The sequence below is a fragment of the Neolewinella maritima genome (assembly GCF_923081025.1).
Classification (GTDB): domain Bacteria; phylum Bacteroidota; class Bacteroidia; order Chitinophagales; family Saprospiraceae; genus Neolewinella; species Neolewinella maritima.
Genome location: NZ_CAKLPZ010000003.1, coordinates 512,285 through 528,998, shown reverse-complemented (window position 1 = coordinate 528,998; position 16,714 = coordinate 512,285). Strand labels below are relative to the sequence as shown.

The window sequence follows — 16,714 nt, the reverse complement described above, 5'->3', positions numbered from 1 at the left end:
GGGGGCCATGAACGAACTATTTGACCTCAGCGGAAAGCATGCATTACTCACCGGAGGTACCGGTGCTCTCGGCACAGCCATGGCCCGCGGCCTGCTACAGTCCGGCGCCAACGTGGCGCTCCTCAGCCGCAATCCCGACAACCTCCAGCAGGCCGCCGACGAACTGGGCGGGGCCGCCGGTGCGGTACTCCTCCTGAAGGGCGACGTTACCGACCCCAAGAGTCTACTGGCCGCCCGCGATCAGCTCATGGACGAGTGGGGCAGACTGGATATCCTGGTCAATGCCGCCGGCGGCAACCGGCCCGGTGCGACCATCGGGCCGGATCAGACCTTCTTCGATCTTCAGCTCGAGGACTTCGCCGGCGTGAGCAAGCTCAACCTCGACGGCACGGTCATCCCCAGTATGGTGTTCGGCAAACTGCTCGTAGACGGCGGGGGCGGAAGCATCATCAATATCTCCAGCATGGCGGCAGACCGGGCCATCACCCGCGTGGTAGGCTACAGCGCCGCCAAGGCCGGGATCGACAATTTCACCAAATGGCTGGCCGTAGAAATGGCCCAGAAGTACGACGGTAAGGTGCGGGTCAACGCCATTGCGCCCGGTTTCTTCATCGGTGAGCAGAACCGCCGGCTCCTGCTGGAAGAGGACGGCTCCCTTACGGCCCGCGGACAGACCATCGTCAACAGCACCCCCATGAAGCGATTTGGCGAAGCCGAGGAGCTCATGACCACCCTGATCTGGCTCTGTGCCGATGCCAGTAGGTTTGTGACCGGCATCGTTGTACCAGTGGACGGAGGCTTTAGCGCATTTTCCGGCGTCTAAGCCCACCAGCGCCACCACTCCGGCTACCAACTCAGTATGGCTCCGAAGAATACCACGCGCCGACTGTAGTACTCCTCTCCGCGGTACGAATAGTAACTGACGTTCCTGGTATCTAACAGGTTGTTGGCGTTCGCATAAAGTATCACACCACCAAGTTTGGTGATGAGCGTCTTGGTAATGGAGGCATCCAGGCGCTGGTAGTCGGGGTAGCGGTCCGGTACCGTGCCCGGCATCAGAGACTCCTCCACTTTGCCGGAGCGGGCCCGGTAGTGCAGACCGGCCGACCAGCCCGCCGCATTCCACTGCAGTCGGCCACGTCCGGATAGTGGAATATCCCTGCGGGTAGGGACCGTCTCGGCACGACTGCGCACCGTGACCAGTCCCAGACCGACGAGCCAGTTCCCGCTGCGGTAGGTCAGCTGCGTTTCCGCGCCCGCTACGGCTACGGTCTGCCGGTTACCGTAGCGCTCGCGTTTGGTGTAGGCGGCGGCTTCCAGTTCCCAGTCGGACCAGCGGCGCAGATAGTCTACCGCCAGCTGGCGGATACGGAGTCGCTGCCAGCCCAGGAAGTTAGGGCCCGGGGCCAGTAGTTGGGTATGGCTGCCGGCCGTGAGGTGTATCCTGCTGCGACCGAGTTCGAGCCGCCCGGCTAGTTGCACATTGAGGGCAGCGCCATCCGCGTATACCGGCTTTAGTCCACCGCCCAGGAGCCAGGGTCCCGTTCGGTGCTGTACGTAGGCGTATGCTTCGGTGGTATGGGTGTGCCCCCCCGGATCGAAATAGTGATTCGTAGCACCACCCCACTGCAGCGTCAGGCCCGGCGTGCGGCGTTCGGCGTGGATGCCGGTGTGGCTGGTAAACCGTTCCACTACCAGCGTCTGGCCATCGAAAGCGAAGGTCGGCTTCTCCCAGTCCAGTAGTTGACTGGCCCGCCACGTCCAGCCGCTGCCCTGCCAGTCGTAGTTGACGATACCGAGGTGACGGGGTTTTCGCTGACCAAACTGTCCGGCGGTATCCGCACCCCGGTAGTCGTACCGGTAGCTTTCCAGGAACCCGAGGTAGAACAACTGGAGCGTACGCTGCTGCTTGTCCTTCACGGCGTAACTGAGCATCGCATCGACCGATCGGCTGGCACGCAGGTCCGTCAGTTTTCTCCCGTTCACGGCCCGAAAGGCCGTGAGGTCGCTGGCATTCACGTAGCCGCGTAGGGCACCGGTTTCACCCACCGCCTGCACGTGACTGTACCCTACGCCGACCAGGTTGAGGCTCAGGCTACGGGCCGTACCGCCGGGTCGTGCGTAGTCCGTCTCGATGGCCACCGCACCAGCACTGGCCTGACTGAACTGCAGGGGTGGATTACTTGGGTATACCCGCAGTTGCCGCAGTGGCAGTTGCCGGAACAGGCTGAACTGCCCTACCCCATTACTCTGATCGATCCGTACCGCCGACCGCAGGGGGACGCCATTCAGGTAGATGCCCGTAGCCTCGGCGGGACTACCGCGCAGGCTCACGTTAGCCGTTTCATCCGGGTTCGTGGCGGCGGGCAGGGTGTTCACGGCCAGGAGTGGATCCGCCTTAGCGGTCGCGTTGCGGTAGATATCCAGTTGACTCAGTCGGATGGTGGCCAGCTCGCCGTGCGGTATGCGGCTGGCGGTGACGGTGAGGGGTTCGGCCGTAGTACTCAGTGGGTAGCTGGTAGTATCTGTTGGCTGCCCGTACAGTAGGACTGGAAGGCAGAGGAGAGCGATCGGGCGGATCATTCGACACCGAGTCGTGGCAGTAGCAGCTTACTGACGTAGTGAAACTCCGGCTGCGCCTCCAGGGCCATGCGGTAGGTGGCCCGCGCCGCATCGGTCTGGTCGAGTTTAGCCTGTACCTGACCCAGCAGGGCCAGGGCGGCCAGGTAGCGGTAGTTCTGGTTGCGGTCCGGTCCGTACAGGCTGATGGCGCGTTGCAGGTAGCGCAGGGCCTGCTCCGGGTCGCCACCCCACTGCTCCGGGGTGTAGTATAGGTTACCGGCTGCGTGGTAGAGCGCGGCGGGGTTGTCGGGGCCGAGGGCTACCCCCTTACTGACATAGCGGCTGGCCCGGCTGCCGTGGATCATCCCCGTCATCGGGGTGCGGGCGATCTTGAGTCCCAGCAGGGCAGCGTAGAGTCCGTGGGCGGTGGCGTTCGTTTCGGTGAGCTCCCAAATTTGGTCCAGCATATCGTCCATAGCCTCCATGGCGGCGTCGCGGGCGGATTCGTCTTCGCCGGCCATTGCGGCGTAGGCCTTACCCAACTGGTACTCCGCCTGGGTAAGTAGGCGGGTTTCCGGGTCGGGAATGCTGGCGCTGGCCGCTAGTGCCTCATCCCACTGGCTCAGATCACTGCGGAGGTAGGCAGCTAGGGCCAGCGATTCGTGGGATTGCGCGTGGAGACTATACGGGCCGGCGGGGCATAGTAAAAGGGAGAGCAGTAGGAGCAGCAGACGTAGCATAGCGGTATGGTTTGGTACTCCTGCATAATTGGGATCCATACCGCCGCGCGTCAATTTCTCTTGTCGGTCGGTAGGAATCCGTTGACGAATGGTGATCTACCGTTCATCAAGTCATTCCTGCCACTGGTCAATACTGACCCGCCAGACCGCCCGGGGATGCGTATTATTGAAGGGATGAAGCAGGCGTATCGGATCACTATTCTTCAGCGGGGTTTCGGGCCGGATGTCGCGTTCTGGGTGGCCTACAGTCTGCTGTCCCAGCTGATCTTTGCTCCCGATCCCTTCCACGGGGTCAATTTGCTCATCATGCTAGCCTTTCTGGCGGCGGAGACGGTTGCGGTCTACGGCCACCTAGTGTTCGGACTACTTCCGTTGGTACACAAGGGCCGCTCGCTGGTGGCTTACCTCTTCGTAGTAGCCGGCTGCTGGGCTGGCGGAGTACTGGTGGGTTGGGTGGGTATCGCGCTAGTGGGTTTACTAGAGCCCATCATCCTGAGCAGTACCGGCCCGGAGCAGTTTCTCAACTTCTGGCTTACCCGTATCGGTTGGAGCGTGGGTACACTGATGGCCCTGACGGGCGGCCTGTGCCTCTTTGCCCACCGGCAGCGGCAGGCCCAGCGTGAGCAGGACCTACAGACGGCCAAGACCCAGGCCGAACTGGCCTACCTCCGGGGTCAGCTGAATCCACACTTTCTGTTCAATGCCCTGAACAGTATCTACGTGCTCATCGGCCGCGATAGCGAGTTGGCCCGGGAGTGCCTGCTGGGCTTCTCCGATCTGCTGCGGTACCAGCTATACGCCAGTGAGGCCGACCGGGTGCCGCTGGACGACGAGATCGACCAGCTCCGCAAGTTCGCTACCCTGAGTCGGCTACGGATGGAGGACGGCTTCCACTTCGAGCTCGATGCACCGACGGATTCCGAGCGGACGATCCCCCCGCTACTATTACTGCCCCTCGTAGAAAATGCCTTTAAGTACAGCGCGGGGGCGGACGGCTTCGTGCGGGCCCGACTGACTACCAGCGGCACGGCCACCTGCTTCACTGTAGCCAATACCGTAGGGGCGCGTACGCCGGTGCGGGGGGAAGATGGCGCGGGGGGTATCGGACTGCATAATCTGCGCCGCCGACTGGACCTGCTGTTCCCCGGCCGCTTTCTACTGGACATCGAGGAGGGCGGCGGTCAGTTCACCGTATCGCTACAACTCCCCCATGCATGATCACCACCCTGATCGTAGACGACGAACCCCTGGCCCGTAGCGGGCTTAGCGAGTTCGTAAGCCGGGTCGACTTTCTAATCGAAGTGGGGCAGTGTAGGAATGGCCTCGAAGCACTGTCTTTCCTGGAGCAGCCGGTCGACCTGCTGCTGCTCGACGTACAGATGCCGGGCCTGAGCGGGACGGAGCTCGTGCGGTCGTTATCCGTACCGCCCGCCGTCATCTTTACCACGGCCCACCCGGGCTTTGCCGTCGAGGGCTTCGAGTTGGAGGCCGTGGACTACCTGCTCAAGCCCATCAGCTTCCCCCGCTTCCTGCGCGCGGTGTTGAAGGTAAAGAACTACGCACCGGCGGCCCCGCCCACTGTCCCTACGGCTACCCCAGAGGATATTTTCATCCGGGAGGACGGCCGGGTGACGCGCATTCGGGTGGCGGATATCCTATACGCCGAAGCTATGCAGAACTACTGTCGCATCACGACCACCTCGGCGAGTTACCTGACCCTGTTGCCGCTCAGCCAGCTACTGGAATCTCTACCGGTGGATGCATTCGTACAGATCCACCGGAGTTATCTGGTGCACATCGACGCGGTGGACGGGATAGCGGGACACCAGGTCCGGATCGGCGAGAAGCTTCTGCCCATCAGTCGCAGCAACCGCGACAGCGTACTTCGACGATTACTTGGCGATCGGCTGCTGTAGGGGTCGTACATTGCGTGTCCCTAACCAGACGTTATCCATCATGCAGCATCCCAACCTAAGGGAAAATCTTAAGGTAGCCGCCCTAGTAGAGGCGACAATCAGTAAAAAACAGGGCCACCTCAGCGATACGGGCGCCCTCATTATCAACACCGGCACCTACACGGGCCGCTCCCCCAAAGACCGCTACATCGTAGAGGACGATATCACCCGCGATAGCGTGGACTGGGGTAAGATCAATATCCCCATCGGGGCCGACGTCTTCGACCAACTGCACGAGAAGACCATGGCCTACGCGAAGGACCTCGACGAGGTCTACGTGCGTGACGCTTATGCCTGCGCCAGCCGCAAGTACCGCATCAACATCCGGGTATACACCGAGTACCCCTGGCAGAATATGTTTGCCTACAACATGTTCCTGCGGCCGGACGGTGAGCGGATCACCAACCTGATGACCGACGAGTGGACCATCTACGCCTTCCCCGGCGTAGTCGCCGACCCGGCCGTACACGGCACCCGGCAGGACAACTTCAGCATCATCAACTTCAGCAAGAAGACGATCCTGATCGGCGGTACGGCCTATACCGGCGAGATCAAGAAGGGTATCTTCTCGGTACTCAACTACGTACTACCCACCCGCCGCGACGTACTGAGCATGCACTGCTCGGCTAACGTAGGTACCAAGGGGGATACCGCCCTGTTCTTCGGTCTATCGGGAACGGGCAAAACGACCCTGAGCAATGACCCCGACCGCCGCCTGATCGGAGACGACGAGCACGGCTGGAGCCAGGCCAACGTCTTCAACCTCGAGGGCGGCTGCTACGCCAAGGTGATCGACCTGAGCGAGTCGAAAGAGCCACAGATCTATAAGGCCATCAAGTTCGGTGCCCTGCTGGAGAACATCGGGCTGAAGGAAGACGGCCACACCCCCGACTACGAAGATGATAGCATCACGCAGAACACCCGCGTGAGCTACCCGATCTACCACATCGATAACATCATGTACAACAGCCGCGGTGACCTGCCGCGCAACATCTTCTTCCTCACCTGTGATGCCTTCGGCGTGCTGCCTCCCATCAGTCGGCTTACCGCCGAGCAGGCGATGTACCACTTCATCAGTGGCTACACGGCGAAGATCGCAGGTACGGAGGCGGGTATCACCGAGCCGCAGGCTACTTTCTCGGCCTGCTTCGGCTCGCCCTTCATCCCGCTGCACCCCACGAAGTATGCCGATATGCTCGGTAAGAAGCTACGCGATGCGGATGCGGACGGCGAGAAGATCAACGTGTGGCTGGTCAACACCGGCTGGACCGGTGGCGGCTACGGCGAGGGCTCCCGCATCGAGCTGGCCTTTACCCGCGCCATGATCAAGGCTGCCCTGACCGGTGAGCTGGACGCCGTTGACTACGTGACCGACCCCATCTTCGGACTGGAGCGCCCCATCAGCTGCCCTGATGTACCCAACGCCATGCTCAACCCCCGCGATACCTGGCGCAATGAGGCCCAGTACGACACGGCGGCTACGAAGCTGGCCGAGCTGTTCCACAAGAACTTCGCGCCCTACGCCGAAGCCGCTAATGACGCGATCGTCAACGCCGGCCCGGAATAACCCTGGTCGAGGTGTTGTACGCCGGGTGTATGCTAGTTAGTAGCATGGACTCGGCGTACGACGCCTCGACCTTTTTTATCGCTCGTACTGCGCCGGCAGGTACGCCCTGTCCTGCAGTAACAGGGCAGCCTCGTCCGCTACGCCCCGCTTCCACCGCCGGTGACTCCAGAGCCAGCTGGCGGGGTCGGCGTGGATCTCCCGTTCCAACTGTCGGGCAAAGGCCTCGGTGATCATGCCCGGCTCCGTGTCCTGTGGAGTCTCCGTGATGGGAATGAGGGTGGCCACGTAGTAGCCGCGCCGTTCACGCCGTAGGGCCATGTAGTACACGGGGCGGTCGTACCGTACCGCATAGCGTTCGGGACCGGCCAGGAAACTGGTCGTCTGCCCCATGAAGGTGGTCCAGTGTACCAGATCCCAGCGCGCGTTGCTGGGCGACTGATCGGCTACGAAGAACTCCACCGTTGGTTCCGTCTGTGTAGCGTAATACTCTTTGACCTTGCGACGGCTGATGAGCAGTACGCCGGTCCGACTGCGGTTGTGGGTGAAGAGTCGGTCCAGCGTGGCATTCTTGAAGGGCGAATAAATTCCCATGACCCGAAAGCCAGGAAACTGGGAGGGAAAGGATAGGCCCGCCATTTCCCAGTTGCTGAAGTGCGCTCCGTAGGCGATGAAGCTGCGGCCCTCCTGCCGCAGGTGATCCACCAAATCCGCGTTAGCGATCCGGCAGCGGCGCACGGAGTTGGCCTCCGACATACTGAACTGCTTGATGCTCTCGGCGATCGTCTCGAAGAAGCGGGCGAAGTACTCCCGGCCCAGGGCCTGCACCTCGGCGTCCGTATAGTCCGGAAACGACTGCCGGATATTACCCAGCACGATGCTTTTGCGGTAGCCGATCACTTGCCAGTTGAGCCACGCGAAGCCGTCGCCCAGCAAGTATAGCACGGGCAGTGGTAGCCAACTGAGCGGCAGTAGGATCAGGTAGTAGACTAGGTAGGCCACCGGCTAGAACTGCAGGGCGGCAAGCCGGCGCCGCACTTCGGTCAGCCGGTCTACGATCTCCTGTTTGTCGGTTTTGGGCTGGGTGCTACTGGCGATCTCCCGGCGGGCCCCCTCGAGGGTGAATCCCCGTTCGCGCACCAGGTGGTACACCTCGCGGAGTTGCTGAATATTTTCTTTGGTGAAGCGGCGATCCCCCCGGCTATTCTTATTTGGTTTGATGTGACCGAACTCGTTCTCCCAGAAGCGGATGAGGGAAGTCTTCACGCCCAGCTTGGTGGCCACTTCGCCGATGGAGTAGTAGCGTTTGAGGTCGTCGTCGGATTTATCAGTACGGGCCATAGTAGCAAGAGGGTTACGGGATCAGGGCCGAAAATACACTTTTTCGTCACGTCCGTCCCCCCGTTCCGCAATGCCGGTCCGCTAAAGTATCTTACGGCCGATGCAGGGATTATGGAGAAGACTTACGACGGCCGTCATATTTGTAGTGATCATGGTCGCCGGCATGTACATCAGCGAACATACCTTCAGCGCACTCTTCCTTGTCATTACCGGGGGCTGCCTGTTTGAGTTCTTCAGCATGACGCTGGATCGCCACACCAAGCGCAACCGCTTTCGTAAGGCCCTGGGGGTAGCCATCGGCATATTACCGTCTATACTGGTCAGTGCCCTTTCGCTGGGCTACGTGAGTGATTCGGAGTCCTTCATTCAGGTATCCAGCCTGCTCTTCGCGCCCTTCATCTTCACCAGTTTTATTTACGAGCTGTACAGCAACAGCGAGGAGCCATTCACCAATATCGCCTACATCATTCTGGGGCTGTTCTATATTGGTATCCCCTTCGCGCTGGTCGACTTTATCGCCTTTGATGAGGATACCTTTTACTACCGCATCGTCTTTGGCTTACTCCTGCTCACCTGGGTCAACGACACGGGGGCATACCTCGTAGGGAGTAAGTTTGGCAAGACGCCGCTGTTCCCGCGTATCAGTCCCAACAAGACCTGGGAGGGCAGTATCGGCGGGGCGCTCACCTGCATCGTGTTTGGCTATCTATTGCACCTGGTGTTCGATGAGATCGGCCTGGTACAGTGGCTGGTCCTGGCGCTGATCGTAGGTCTATTCGGCGGTATCGGCGATCTGGTCGAGAGCATGCTGAAGCGCAGCGTAGGCGTCAAGGACAGCGGCAACCTGCTGCCCGGCCACGGGGGATTACTGGACCGCTTCGACGCCTTCATCTTCGTCATCCCCTTCGCGGCGGCCTATATCCTGTACTTACGGTAGGTAGTGCAGTGCAGCCTATACGGGCTGCTGCGTACGTCTGCTGATCACCAGGAAGAGTAGCCCACAGAGTAGCCAGGCCGGTAGTGTAACGAAGGAGAGGAACACATCGAACTGCCAGGAGATCAGGTAGAATAGTCCGAAGCTGATCGCCCAGGCCCAGAATACGGCCGGGTTGAAGCCGATCCCGGCGCGCTCCGCATAGTTCGCCTGGATACCCGCCCGGCGGGCGAAGAAGTGCTCGAAGACGATCACCGCGCCGAAGGGGGCCAGCACGAAGCCGTAAAAAGCCACGAAGCCCAGCAACTGCATCGCAAAGGCGGGGAAGAGCCCGGCGATGGTTGCTACCGTGCCCGCCAGGATGGTGACCCAAAAAGTAGAAAGCCTGGGGAGGATCGCCTGAAAAGCCAGGCCCGCCCGGTAGATCGTAGGGTTAGCGGTGGTCCAGCCCGCCAGTACGACGGCGATGATGCCCATGAAGCCGATCGCATTGTAGGCAAGCGGACCGGGCGCTACGGGGGGTGCTGTACCCGCATCGAGGAACGCCTGGGCTTCGGGAGAGCGTAGGTAGACCGCGTAGAGCAGCGCGGCGGCAATCCAGGCCATGTAGTGACCGACGTACATACCGGCCGCCGTCATCCAGCCGGCACTGGCTTTCCTGGCGAAGCGGAAGACGGACAGGTCGGACATCCCAATGTGCATGGCCGCGTTGGCAAACCAGGACCAGATGACGACGTGCCAGAAGGTGTACTTGATCTGACCGGGGAAGGGCTCGCCGCCATCGCCCCAGATATTCCAAAAATCCTGGAAAGTATAGACGTCTAGCAGTTGTAGAGCGACGATACCGCAGGCGACGAAGGAAAGTACGATGACCGGCGACATCCAGTTCGCAGCCCTGGAGACCGTGTCGTACCCACGGGCGGCAATGAGGGAGATCACCGCGCCAATGATCAGCACGATGATTACGTAAGTGATCCCGTTTGGCATCGTATCGGTGAGCTGGGGCATTTCCATACCGAGGGGTACACCGACCGCCGTAGCCGAGACCGTGATCATGGAGCCCGCCAGGAAGCAGAAGAGCACGCCGTTGGCCAGGTTGTAGACTGTCACCAGTTTCTTGCCGCAAATCTTTTCGAGCTGAAAGTAGAGCGTAAGCCGCCGTTTGACGGCGATCTCGGCCGTCAGGAAGCGCCAGCTCAGCACGGCCAGCAGGTTACCGATGAGCAGACCAATAATCAGGTCGAAGGCGCTCACGCCCGCGGTAAGGAACAGGGGACCGATCATAAACTCGGTGCCCGCCGCGTGCTCTCCGGCGTACATCCCGAGGAAACTCCCCCACCCCTTGCGGTTCGAAGCGGGTACGGGCTCACGCTCGAACTCGCCGCCGGCAATGTCCTCGATGGTCGTCTCTTCGGTAATGTTCTGTAGCATACTTCGTTGGTAGACCTCGGCCGACGAACGAAGCTGACGCAACGTTTGACCGACGAGGGGGTGGGATCAGGCGTCCTCCTTGATGATGAAGGGTTGATGTTTTTTAAGGCCGTAGTTCTGCCTGAGGAACTTCGAGTTCAGGTCTTTGTCGGAAATGCAGATGGCGGCCCCCAGGGCGGAGCCGAGACTGGAATCGGTGGTTCGCAACTGTAGGTCCCGAAAGTGGTGGGAGATCAGCTGCAGGAATACTTCGTTGTCACTGAAGCCGCCGTCGATGAAGAGCTTTTGGATCCCGGTCCGCCCAATCGCTGCGCGCATGCTGGCAGCCTGCAGTTCTACCAATTCGATCAGCAGGTGGTGGTAGGCGTAGTCGAAGTTGTCGGTGGGAATAGTGGTTTCCGTAGGATTGTCCGCCCGCTCCAGCGACTCGAGCCTGAACCAGGGGGTATAGTTGGCGACGATATCGGCGTAGGTGTCGTAGTCGAACTTCACCAATGTGTGATGGTCGGCGGGCACCCCGAAGTGTGCGCTGAGTGCCTCGACCTGTTGCTTATACTCGTGCCCCAGGAAGAGCCGGACCGCCTTAACGGGCTTACCGTCGATGCGCATGTAGTTGATACAGTCGTCGGTGGTACCCGCATCGTCTGACCGAACGCTGAGCCGGCCGGAGCTGAAGGGGTTGAGGGATACGCTCCAGGTACCGGTAGAGAGCAGCAGGAAGGGTTTTTTCTCGCTGCGGATGTAGGGCAGCAGGGCGGCCGAGCTGTCGTGAATCCCCACGCCGATCTTCATTCGCTTGCCATTGTAGTTCATATTGATACTCGTCTCGGTGGAGACGATCGGAGGCAGGATGCGGTGCAGCTGCTCGGCGTACACCCAGTCGTGGTAGTCCTTTTTAGCGTAATCCCATAGGGCGGTGTGGCAGCCGATGCTCGTGTACTCGCTGATCGGAATACCGGTAAACACATAGCTCAGGAACTGCGGCAGGTGTAAGCTGTACTTGATGCGGGCGAAGATGTCCGGCTTACGGTGCTTGAGCCAGTACAACTGCATGCCGGAGTTGAGCATACCGGAGTTTGACGAGCCAGTGCGGGCCGTGAACACGTCCTCAGGGCCATAGGCGGCGTAAAAGTCGGCGATCAGCGCCGGGTCCATGGGCTTAGTGTAGTTGTACAGCGGCGTGGCTACCTTTCCCTCGGCGTCCAGGTGCACGAAGCTGGCCCCGTAGGATGAGAAGTTGATGGCGCGCACGTCGAACAGCTCGGCCTCCAGAATATGGTGAAACACCTCGCGTAGCCACGACTGGATCGCCTCAAGGTCCTCGGTAGGGTACCCATCTTCGTCGACGGTCTCCGCGAACACCCGGTACTCCCGGTGCACTTCGCGGTAGTCTTCGTCGAATAAGAAGAACTTCTTATTCGTACGCCCGATATCGAAAACCGCCGTGACCCGCTGTCTTCCCATCCTACAGTCCGGTAGCTACCGTGTGCTTGCCCCGCTGGCGGATCAGTTCATCCCGTACCCCGAGTGCACGGTAGGCCCGTAGCGGGTGCAGGGCGCCGCCGCGGTTGAGCCGGGCGCGCTGCACTAGTGGACGCACGTCGGTACGGTACGCATCCTGCAGGATCTCCTGGCAGAGCACCACGTCGTGCGCCTCCTGGGCGGCGGACAGCTTCGTCTGGTCGACCAGCAGGGCTTTCGCGTAGGCTTCCTGGATGGCTTCCAGCGACTGGATCAGATCTTCCAGCGGATCCTTGATGTTGTGGCTGGCATCGATCATCCAGGCCAGGTCGGGATTCTGGGGGTTGTTGCGCATACCGTAGACCAGCTCACTGAAGATCAGGAACAGGGCGTAGGGTTTGATACTACCCACCGTGAGATCATCGTCGCCGTACTTGCTGTCGTTGAAGTGGAAGCCACCCAGCTTACCCTTCAGCATCAGGGTGGAGACGATCTGCTCGATGTTGCTGTTGGGCAGGTGGTGGCCCAGGTCGACCAGGGTATAGGCACGGTCGCCACAGGCATTGGCCAGCATAAGGGAGGTACCCCAATCCTGGATCACGGTGCTGTAGAAGTTCGGTTCGTAGGGTTTGTACTCGATGTATAGCTTCCAGTCGCTGGGCAGTCCGGCGTAGATTTGCTTCAGGCTGTCCTCGGTCTGCGTTAGGCTTTTTTGAAAATTGCGCTGTCCGGGAAAGGTGGTGCCATCCGCCAGCCAGACGGTGAGGCTTTTGGAGCCCAGTTTTTCCCCGATAGCAATGACCTCCAGGTTGTGATCGATCGCCTGCTGGCGCGCGCCCTCGTCGGTGGCACTTAGGGAGCCGTGCTTGTACGTATGCTCCGCTCCCGGCTGGTCCTGAAAGGTATTGGAGTTGATCGCATCGAAGACCAGTTGATACTCCCGGGCCAGGTCCCGTACCGCGGCATAGTCCGTGGGGGTATCCCAGGGGATGTGTAGGGATACGGCTCCGGCAGTCTGGGTAAGGGCGTGAAGGATACCGACATCGGCGATCTTCTGCTCGAGGTTGCCCGGCTCGCCGTAGAAGGAGAAGCGCCCGAAGCGGGTACCGCCCGCACCGAGCGCCCAGCTGGGAATAGCAACCTGGAAATCGGCCAGCTGGCTCACCACATCCTCGACCGATAGCCCGCGTGAGCTGAGTCGGTCGGAGAGGTGGTCGTAGTCGCTGTCGTGCCGACTGAGGCCAGACTGATTTAGGGAGGAAAGTTGTGTACGTACTTGCATGATCGAGGTTCAATTAGAAGAAATACGGACGGCCCATTAGCGCACGAAGGCGGCGGCCATTCCCCCGTCCACGTTGATAATGTTGCCGGTAGACTTCGTGAGCACCCCGGCCAGGGCATACACGCCGTCTGCGATGTCCTCCGGACGGATGATCTTGTTGAGCAGGTTGCGCTTGGCGTAGTGCGCGGGGAGTTCCTCCACGGTAATCCCGTAGGCCCTGGCCCGACCCTCGGCCCAGTCACCTTCCCAGATCTTGGAGCCGATGATGACGCCGTCCGGATTGACGGTATTGACGCGTATATCGTCCTTGCCCAACTCGGCGGCCAGAAGACGGGCCATATGCTGCTGCGCGGCCTTGGAGGTACCGTAGGCTACATTATTCGGGCCCGAGACCAGGCCATTCTTGCTGGCGATGGGAATGAAGTCGCCGCCCAGTCCCTGTCCCCGCATGACGCGCACGGCATGCTGGGCGAGTTCGAACTGCCCCTTGACCAGTACATTCTGTAGGATGTCCCAATCCTTGGCGGTAGTCTCTTCGAGCGGCTTGGAGATGGCCAGACCGGCGCTATGGACAACGATATCTACCCCACCAAATTCCAGGCATGCCTGGTCGAAGGCCTGCTCGATCGAGGCCGAGTCGGTCACGTCACATACGGCGTAGGCAGCGGTATCACGGGCGTAGGTCGCATGCGCTTCTTTGAGGCGCTCCTCGGCGATATCTGAGAGTACCACTACGGCACCCTCCGCGACGAGCTTGTCGGCGATAGCCTTACCGATCCCGCCACCGGCTCCGGTCACCAGCGCGATCTTGCGACTGAGGGGTTTCTCCTTCGGCTGGCGTTGCAGCTTGGCTTCTTCCAGTAGCCAGTACTCGATATCGAAGGCTTCCTGTCGGGGTAGGGAGGTATAGCTGGTGATGGCCTCGGCACCGCGCATCACGTTGATAGCATTGACGTAGAACTCACTGGCTACCCGGGCGGTCTGCTTGTTCTTAGCGAAGGTGAACATGCCGACGCCGGGGTAGATGATCACCACCGGGTTAGGGTCGCGCATGGTGGGACTATTGGCTCGTTTGTGTGCTTCGTAGTACTGCGTATACCCTTCCCGGTATTCGGCGAAGGCGGGCCGGAGCATATCCAGTACGGCCGCTGAGTCGCTTACGTCCTGCTGGGTCTGTAGCCGCAGTACGAGGGGTTGGATCTTGGTGCGCAGGAAGTGATCCGGACAGGAGGTACCCATCGGGGCGAGCCGCTCCAGATCGTAGCTATTGATGTACTGCAGCACGGTATCGCTATCGGTGAAGTGACCCACCATACGATTTTCCGAAGAGGCGAGTCCCCGTAGCAACGGCATAAGCTTGGCTGCTTTGGCACGACGCTCCGCCGGGGCGAGTGACTTGATCTTTTCGCCCCCGAACACGCTCCCCTGTTCCTTCACCTTCTGCTCGATGTACGCGGAGGCCATTTCGATCACCTCCAGGCTATTCATGTAGCATTCGTAGGAGGTATCGCCCCAGGTGAATAGTCCGTGACTACCCAGGATGATGCCCCGTATACCCGGCTTATCGGCCAGTTCTTTTTCGAGCTGCAGTCCGAGGTCGAAGCCGGGGCGCTGCCAGGGCACCCAGCCCATCGTATCGCCCCAGATCTCGCGGGTCACCTGCTCGCTATCCTGGGCGGCGGCTACGGCGATCACCGCATCGGGGTGCAGGTGGTCGATGTGCTTGAAGGGCAGCAGTCCGTGCAGCGGCGTATCGATGGAGGGGGCCTTACTATCCAGGTCGAAGATGGCGTGATTGAACAGACCCACCATACGGTCTTCGTCGGCTAGTCCGCCATATACTTTTTTGAGGTCACGGAGGCGCCCGGTATACAGACCGGCAATACCCGAGCGGGTCAGCGTACCGATGTCTCCGCCCGAACCCTTGACCCACATGACCTCGACCTCCTGATTGGTGAGGGGGTCTTTTTCAATGGTCTTGCAGCTGGTATTGCCACCGCCGTAGTTGGTAATGCGCAGGTCCGCGCCCAAGATATTGGAGCGGTACAGGAACTGGGCTACCTGATCTTCCCCGATGCGGTCGGCGGTCTCCTGATCCCAGAGATAGTCGACATACTTAAACTGGGTGGTGGCGGTGGATTGGGTCATCTTCTTCCGTATTTAGGTTGCTAGCAAATGTAGGGTACGCGCATTCCTACAGTATCCTGTACTGTCCGGCCTAACTAATTTTAAATAATGTATGGCTGAGGCGGGATAGTACGGGATGCAAGTGCGTAGCAGAAGGTTTACATTGCCTCCCATTCCGGCACCCCGCACCCGCGCTCGCGCCCCTTATATTGATGTACGTTTTGTGCTTGCCGTGCAGCCGGGGTTCTTATCAATAAAGCGAATTCAATCGATCATGCACCGTATAGCCATCACAGAAGATTCCCGGGTACCGAAGTACCGACAGATCGTCAACGCCATCATTGACAACATCTCCAGTGGAGACCTGCGCATTGACGACAAGATCCCCAGTATCAACGCCCTGAGCGAGCAGTTCCAGCTGAGCCGCGATACGGTCGAAAAGGCCTATAATATCCTCAAGGACCGCAAGGTCATCACCTCCGTCAAGGGCAAGGGCTTCTACGTGACCCGCACCAAGCTGATCGCCAAGGTCAACGTGCTGTTCCTGATCAATAAGCTGAGTTCGTACAAGATGCGGATCTACAACAGCTTCGTCAAGCGGATGGGTGCCAACTGCCACGTGGACCTGCACATCTACCACTGCGACGAGTCGCTGTTCCTTAACCTGATGGACAAGCACTGCCGGGCCTACGACTACTTCGTGATCATGCCCCACTTCAAGACGCCGGGACTGCAGCACGTGAGCGCTACCGAAGAAGTGATCCGGTCCATCGACGCGCTACCGAAGAACAAGCTTATCCTGGTAGACAACAACCTGATCAAGCTGGAAGGGGAATACGCGGAGGTGTACCAGGATTTCGAACTCGACATCTACGAAGCCCTCCTGCGCGGACTGGAGCGGATCAGGCACTACAAGCGGGCTATCCTGGTGTACCCCGACCGCTCGGTCTACCCCTACCCCAAGCGCATCCTGCACGGCTTCCGGCGCTTCTGCGTGGAGGCTAAGGTCCCCTTCGAGGTGATCGAGACGATCTACGAAGACACCATCCTGCAGCACGGCGACCTGTTCATCACCATCGAGGAATCGGACCTGGTGAGCCTGGTCAAGCAGGTGCGTGACAAGGAATTCGTGCTGGGGGAAGAGATCGGAATCATCTCCTACAACGATACGCCGCTCAAGGACCTGCTGGGCATCACGGTGATCTCTACCGACTTCGACCAGATGGGGCAGACCACGGCGGAGCTCATCCTGGAAAAACGGATCGATCGGGTGAAGAATCCGTTTCGCTTGATTGAGCGGGAGAGTTTGTAGTAGGG

14 protein-coding genes are annotated in these 16,714 nt (G+C 60.1%); 6 read left to right on the top strand and 8 right to left on the bottom strand.

The genetic code is table 11. From position 1 onward, the window contains the following. Nucleotides 1-7: 7 nt before the first annotated feature. Nucleotides 8-823, top strand: a complete 816-nt coding sequence (locus tag MJQ68_RS13875; RefSeq protein ID WP_238751733.1) for an SDR family oxidoreductase — start codon at nt 8-10, stop codon at nt 821-823. 23 nt (nt 824-846) lie between these two features. Here the strand turns inward: MJQ68_RS13875 and MJQ68_RS13870 are convergent, their stop codons facing one another. Next, nucleotides 847-2,583 (bottom strand): TonB-dependent receptor, encoded by a 1,737-nt coding sequence (locus MJQ68_RS13870; protein ID WP_238751732.1) that lies wholly within the window; start codon nt 2,581-2,583, stop codon nt 847-849. Further along, a complete protein-coding gene (locus MJQ68_RS13865) occupies nt 2,580-3,302 on the bottom strand; it encodes a tetratricopeptide repeat protein (protein ID WP_238751731.1) in 723 nt (240 codons plus the stop codon). The genes MJQ68_RS13870 and MJQ68_RS13865 overlap by 4 nt, the downstream gene beginning before the upstream one ends. 156 nt (nt 3,303-3,458) lie before the next feature. Here MJQ68_RS13865 and MJQ68_RS13860 point away from each other — a divergent pair, with 156 nt between their 5' ends. Genes MJQ68_RS13860 through pckA form a run of 3 tightly spaced genes read left to right on the top strand, consistent with a single transcriptional unit; the run spans nt 3,459 to nt 6,824 of the window. Continuing rightward, the gene (locus MJQ68_RS13860; RefSeq protein ID WP_238751730.1) at nt 3,459-4,520 is read left to right on the top strand and encodes a sensor histidine kinase; all 1,062 of its coding nucleotides are present in this window, start codon (nt 3,459-3,461) and stop codon (nt 4,518-4,520) included. Next, nucleotides 4,517-5,218 carry a LytR/AlgR family response regulator transcription factor gene (locus MJQ68_RS13855; protein WP_238751729.1) on the top strand — a complete coding sequence of 234 codons (702 nt, stop codon included), beginning with the start codon at nt 4,517-4,519 and terminating at the stop codon, nt 5,216-5,218. The genes MJQ68_RS13860 and MJQ68_RS13855 overlap by 4 nt, the downstream gene beginning before the upstream one ends. Before the next feature lie 10 nt (nt 5,219-5,228). Then, entirely contained in the window at nt 5,229-6,824 is a 1,596-nt protein-coding gene (gene pckA, locus MJQ68_RS13850) for a phosphoenolpyruvate carboxykinase (ATP) (RefSeq protein WP_264759011.1), read from the top strand. 75 nt (nt 6,825-6,899) lie between these two features. Here pckA and MJQ68_RS13845 read toward each other — a convergent pair whose 3' ends face one another. Further along, complete coding sequence (locus tag MJQ68_RS13845) at nt 6,900-7,823, bottom strand: lysophospholipid acyltransferase family protein (protein ID WP_238751727.1); 924 nt, start codon at nt 7,821-7,823, stop codon at nt 6,900-6,902. Between the two features lie 3 nt (nt 7,824-7,826). Further along, the gene (locus MJQ68_RS13840) at nt 7,827-8,162 is read right to left on the bottom strand and encodes a MerR family transcriptional regulator (RefSeq protein ID WP_238751726.1); all 336 of its coding nucleotides are present in this window, start codon (nt 8,160-8,162) and stop codon (nt 7,827-7,829) included. Nucleotides 8,163-8,262: 100 nt separating this feature from the next. Here MJQ68_RS13840 and MJQ68_RS13835 point away from each other — a divergent pair, with 100 nt between their 5' ends. After that, entirely contained in the window at nt 8,263-9,099 is an 837-nt protein-coding gene (locus MJQ68_RS13835) for a phosphatidate cytidylyltransferase (protein ID WP_238751725.1), read from the top strand. Nucleotides 9,100-9,114: 15 nt separating this feature from the next. On the opposite strand, the gene MJQ68_RS13830 is transcribed toward MJQ68_RS13835, so the two are convergent. The 4 genes from MJQ68_RS13830 to MJQ68_RS13815 all read right to left on the bottom strand — a co-directional run bounded on the left by MJQ68_RS13830 (nt 9,115) and on the right by MJQ68_RS13815 (nt 15,418). Beyond that, nucleotides 9,115-10,527, bottom strand: a complete 1,413-nt coding sequence (locus MJQ68_RS13830; RefSeq protein WP_238751724.1) for a purine-cytosine permease family protein — start codon at nt 10,525-10,527, stop codon at nt 9,115-9,117. Between the two features lie 66 nt (nt 10,528-10,593). Then, nucleotides 10,594-11,991, bottom strand: coding sequence for an FGGY-family carbohydrate kinase (locus tag MJQ68_RS13825; protein WP_238751723.1), 1,398 nt, complete (start codon nt 11,989-11,991; stop codon nt 10,594-10,596). Between the two features lies 1 nt (nt 11,992). Next, nucleotides 11,993-13,270, bottom strand: a complete 1,278-nt coding sequence (locus MJQ68_RS13820) for a sugar isomerase (protein WP_238751722.1) — start codon at nt 13,268-13,270, stop codon at nt 11,993-11,995. 36 nt (nt 13,271-13,306) lie between these two features. Further along, nucleotides 13,307-15,418, bottom strand: a complete 2,112-nt coding sequence (locus MJQ68_RS13815; protein WP_238751721.1) for a bifunctional aldolase/short-chain dehydrogenase — start codon at nt 15,416-15,418, stop codon at nt 13,307-13,309. A gap of 253 nt (nt 15,419-15,671) precedes the next feature. Here MJQ68_RS13815 and MJQ68_RS13810 point away from each other — a divergent pair, with 253 nt between their 5' ends. Beyond that, nucleotides 15,672-16,709, top strand: a complete 1,038-nt coding sequence (locus MJQ68_RS13810) for a GntR family transcriptional regulator (RefSeq protein WP_238751720.1) — start codon at nt 15,672-15,674, stop codon at nt 16,707-16,709. The last annotated feature ends 5 nt before the right edge of the window (nt 16,710-16,714 follow it).

What these genes read in the sequence shown, in the direction of transcription:
- MJQ68_RS13875 (WP_238751733.1), top strand. Translation starts at nt 8, where the DNA reads ATGAACGAACTATTTGACCTCAGCGGAAAGCATGCATTACTCACCGGA.
- MJQ68_RS13870 (WP_238751732.1), bottom strand. Translation starts at nt 2,583, where the DNA reads ATGATCCGCCCGATCGCTCTCCTCTGCCTTCCAGTCCTACTGTACGGG.
- MJQ68_RS13865 (WP_238751731.1), bottom strand. Translation starts at nt 3,302, where the DNA reads ATGCTACGTCTGCTGCTCCTACTGCTCTCCCTTTTACTATGCCCCGCC.
- MJQ68_RS13860 (WP_238751730.1), top strand. Translation starts at nt 3,459, where the DNA reads ATGCGTATTATTGAAGGGATGAAGCAGGCGTATCGGATCACTATTCTT.
- MJQ68_RS13855 (WP_238751729.1), top strand. Translation starts at nt 4,517, where the DNA reads ATGATCACCACCCTGATCGTAGACGACGAACCCCTGGCCCGTAGCGGG.
- MJQ68_RS13840 (WP_238751726.1), bottom strand. Translation starts at nt 8,162, where the DNA reads ATGGCCCGTACTGATAAATCCGACGACGACCTCAAACGCTACTACTCC.
- MJQ68_RS13835 (WP_238751725.1), top strand. Translation starts at nt 8,263, where the DNA reads ATGCAGGGATTATGGAGAAGACTTACGACGGCCGTCATATTTGTAGTG.
- MJQ68_RS13830 (WP_238751724.1), bottom strand. Translation starts at nt 10,527, where the DNA reads ATGCTACAGAACATTACCGAAGAGACGACCATCGAGGACATTGCCGGC.
- MJQ68_RS13825 (WP_238751723.1), bottom strand. Translation starts at nt 11,991, where the DNA reads ATGGGAAGACAGCGGGTCACGGCGGTTTTCGATATCGGGCGTACGAAT.
- MJQ68_RS13820 (WP_238751722.1), bottom strand. Translation starts at nt 13,270, where the DNA reads ATGCAAGTACGTACACAACTTTCCTCCCTAAATCAGTCTGGCCTCAGT.
- MJQ68_RS13815 (WP_238751721.1), bottom strand. Translation starts at nt 15,418, where the DNA reads ATGACCCAATCCACCGCCACCACCCAGTTTAAGTATGTCGACTATCTC.
- MJQ68_RS13810 (WP_238751720.1), top strand. Translation starts at nt 15,672, where the DNA reads ATGCACCGTATAGCCATCACAGAAGATTCCCGGGTACCGAAGTACCGA.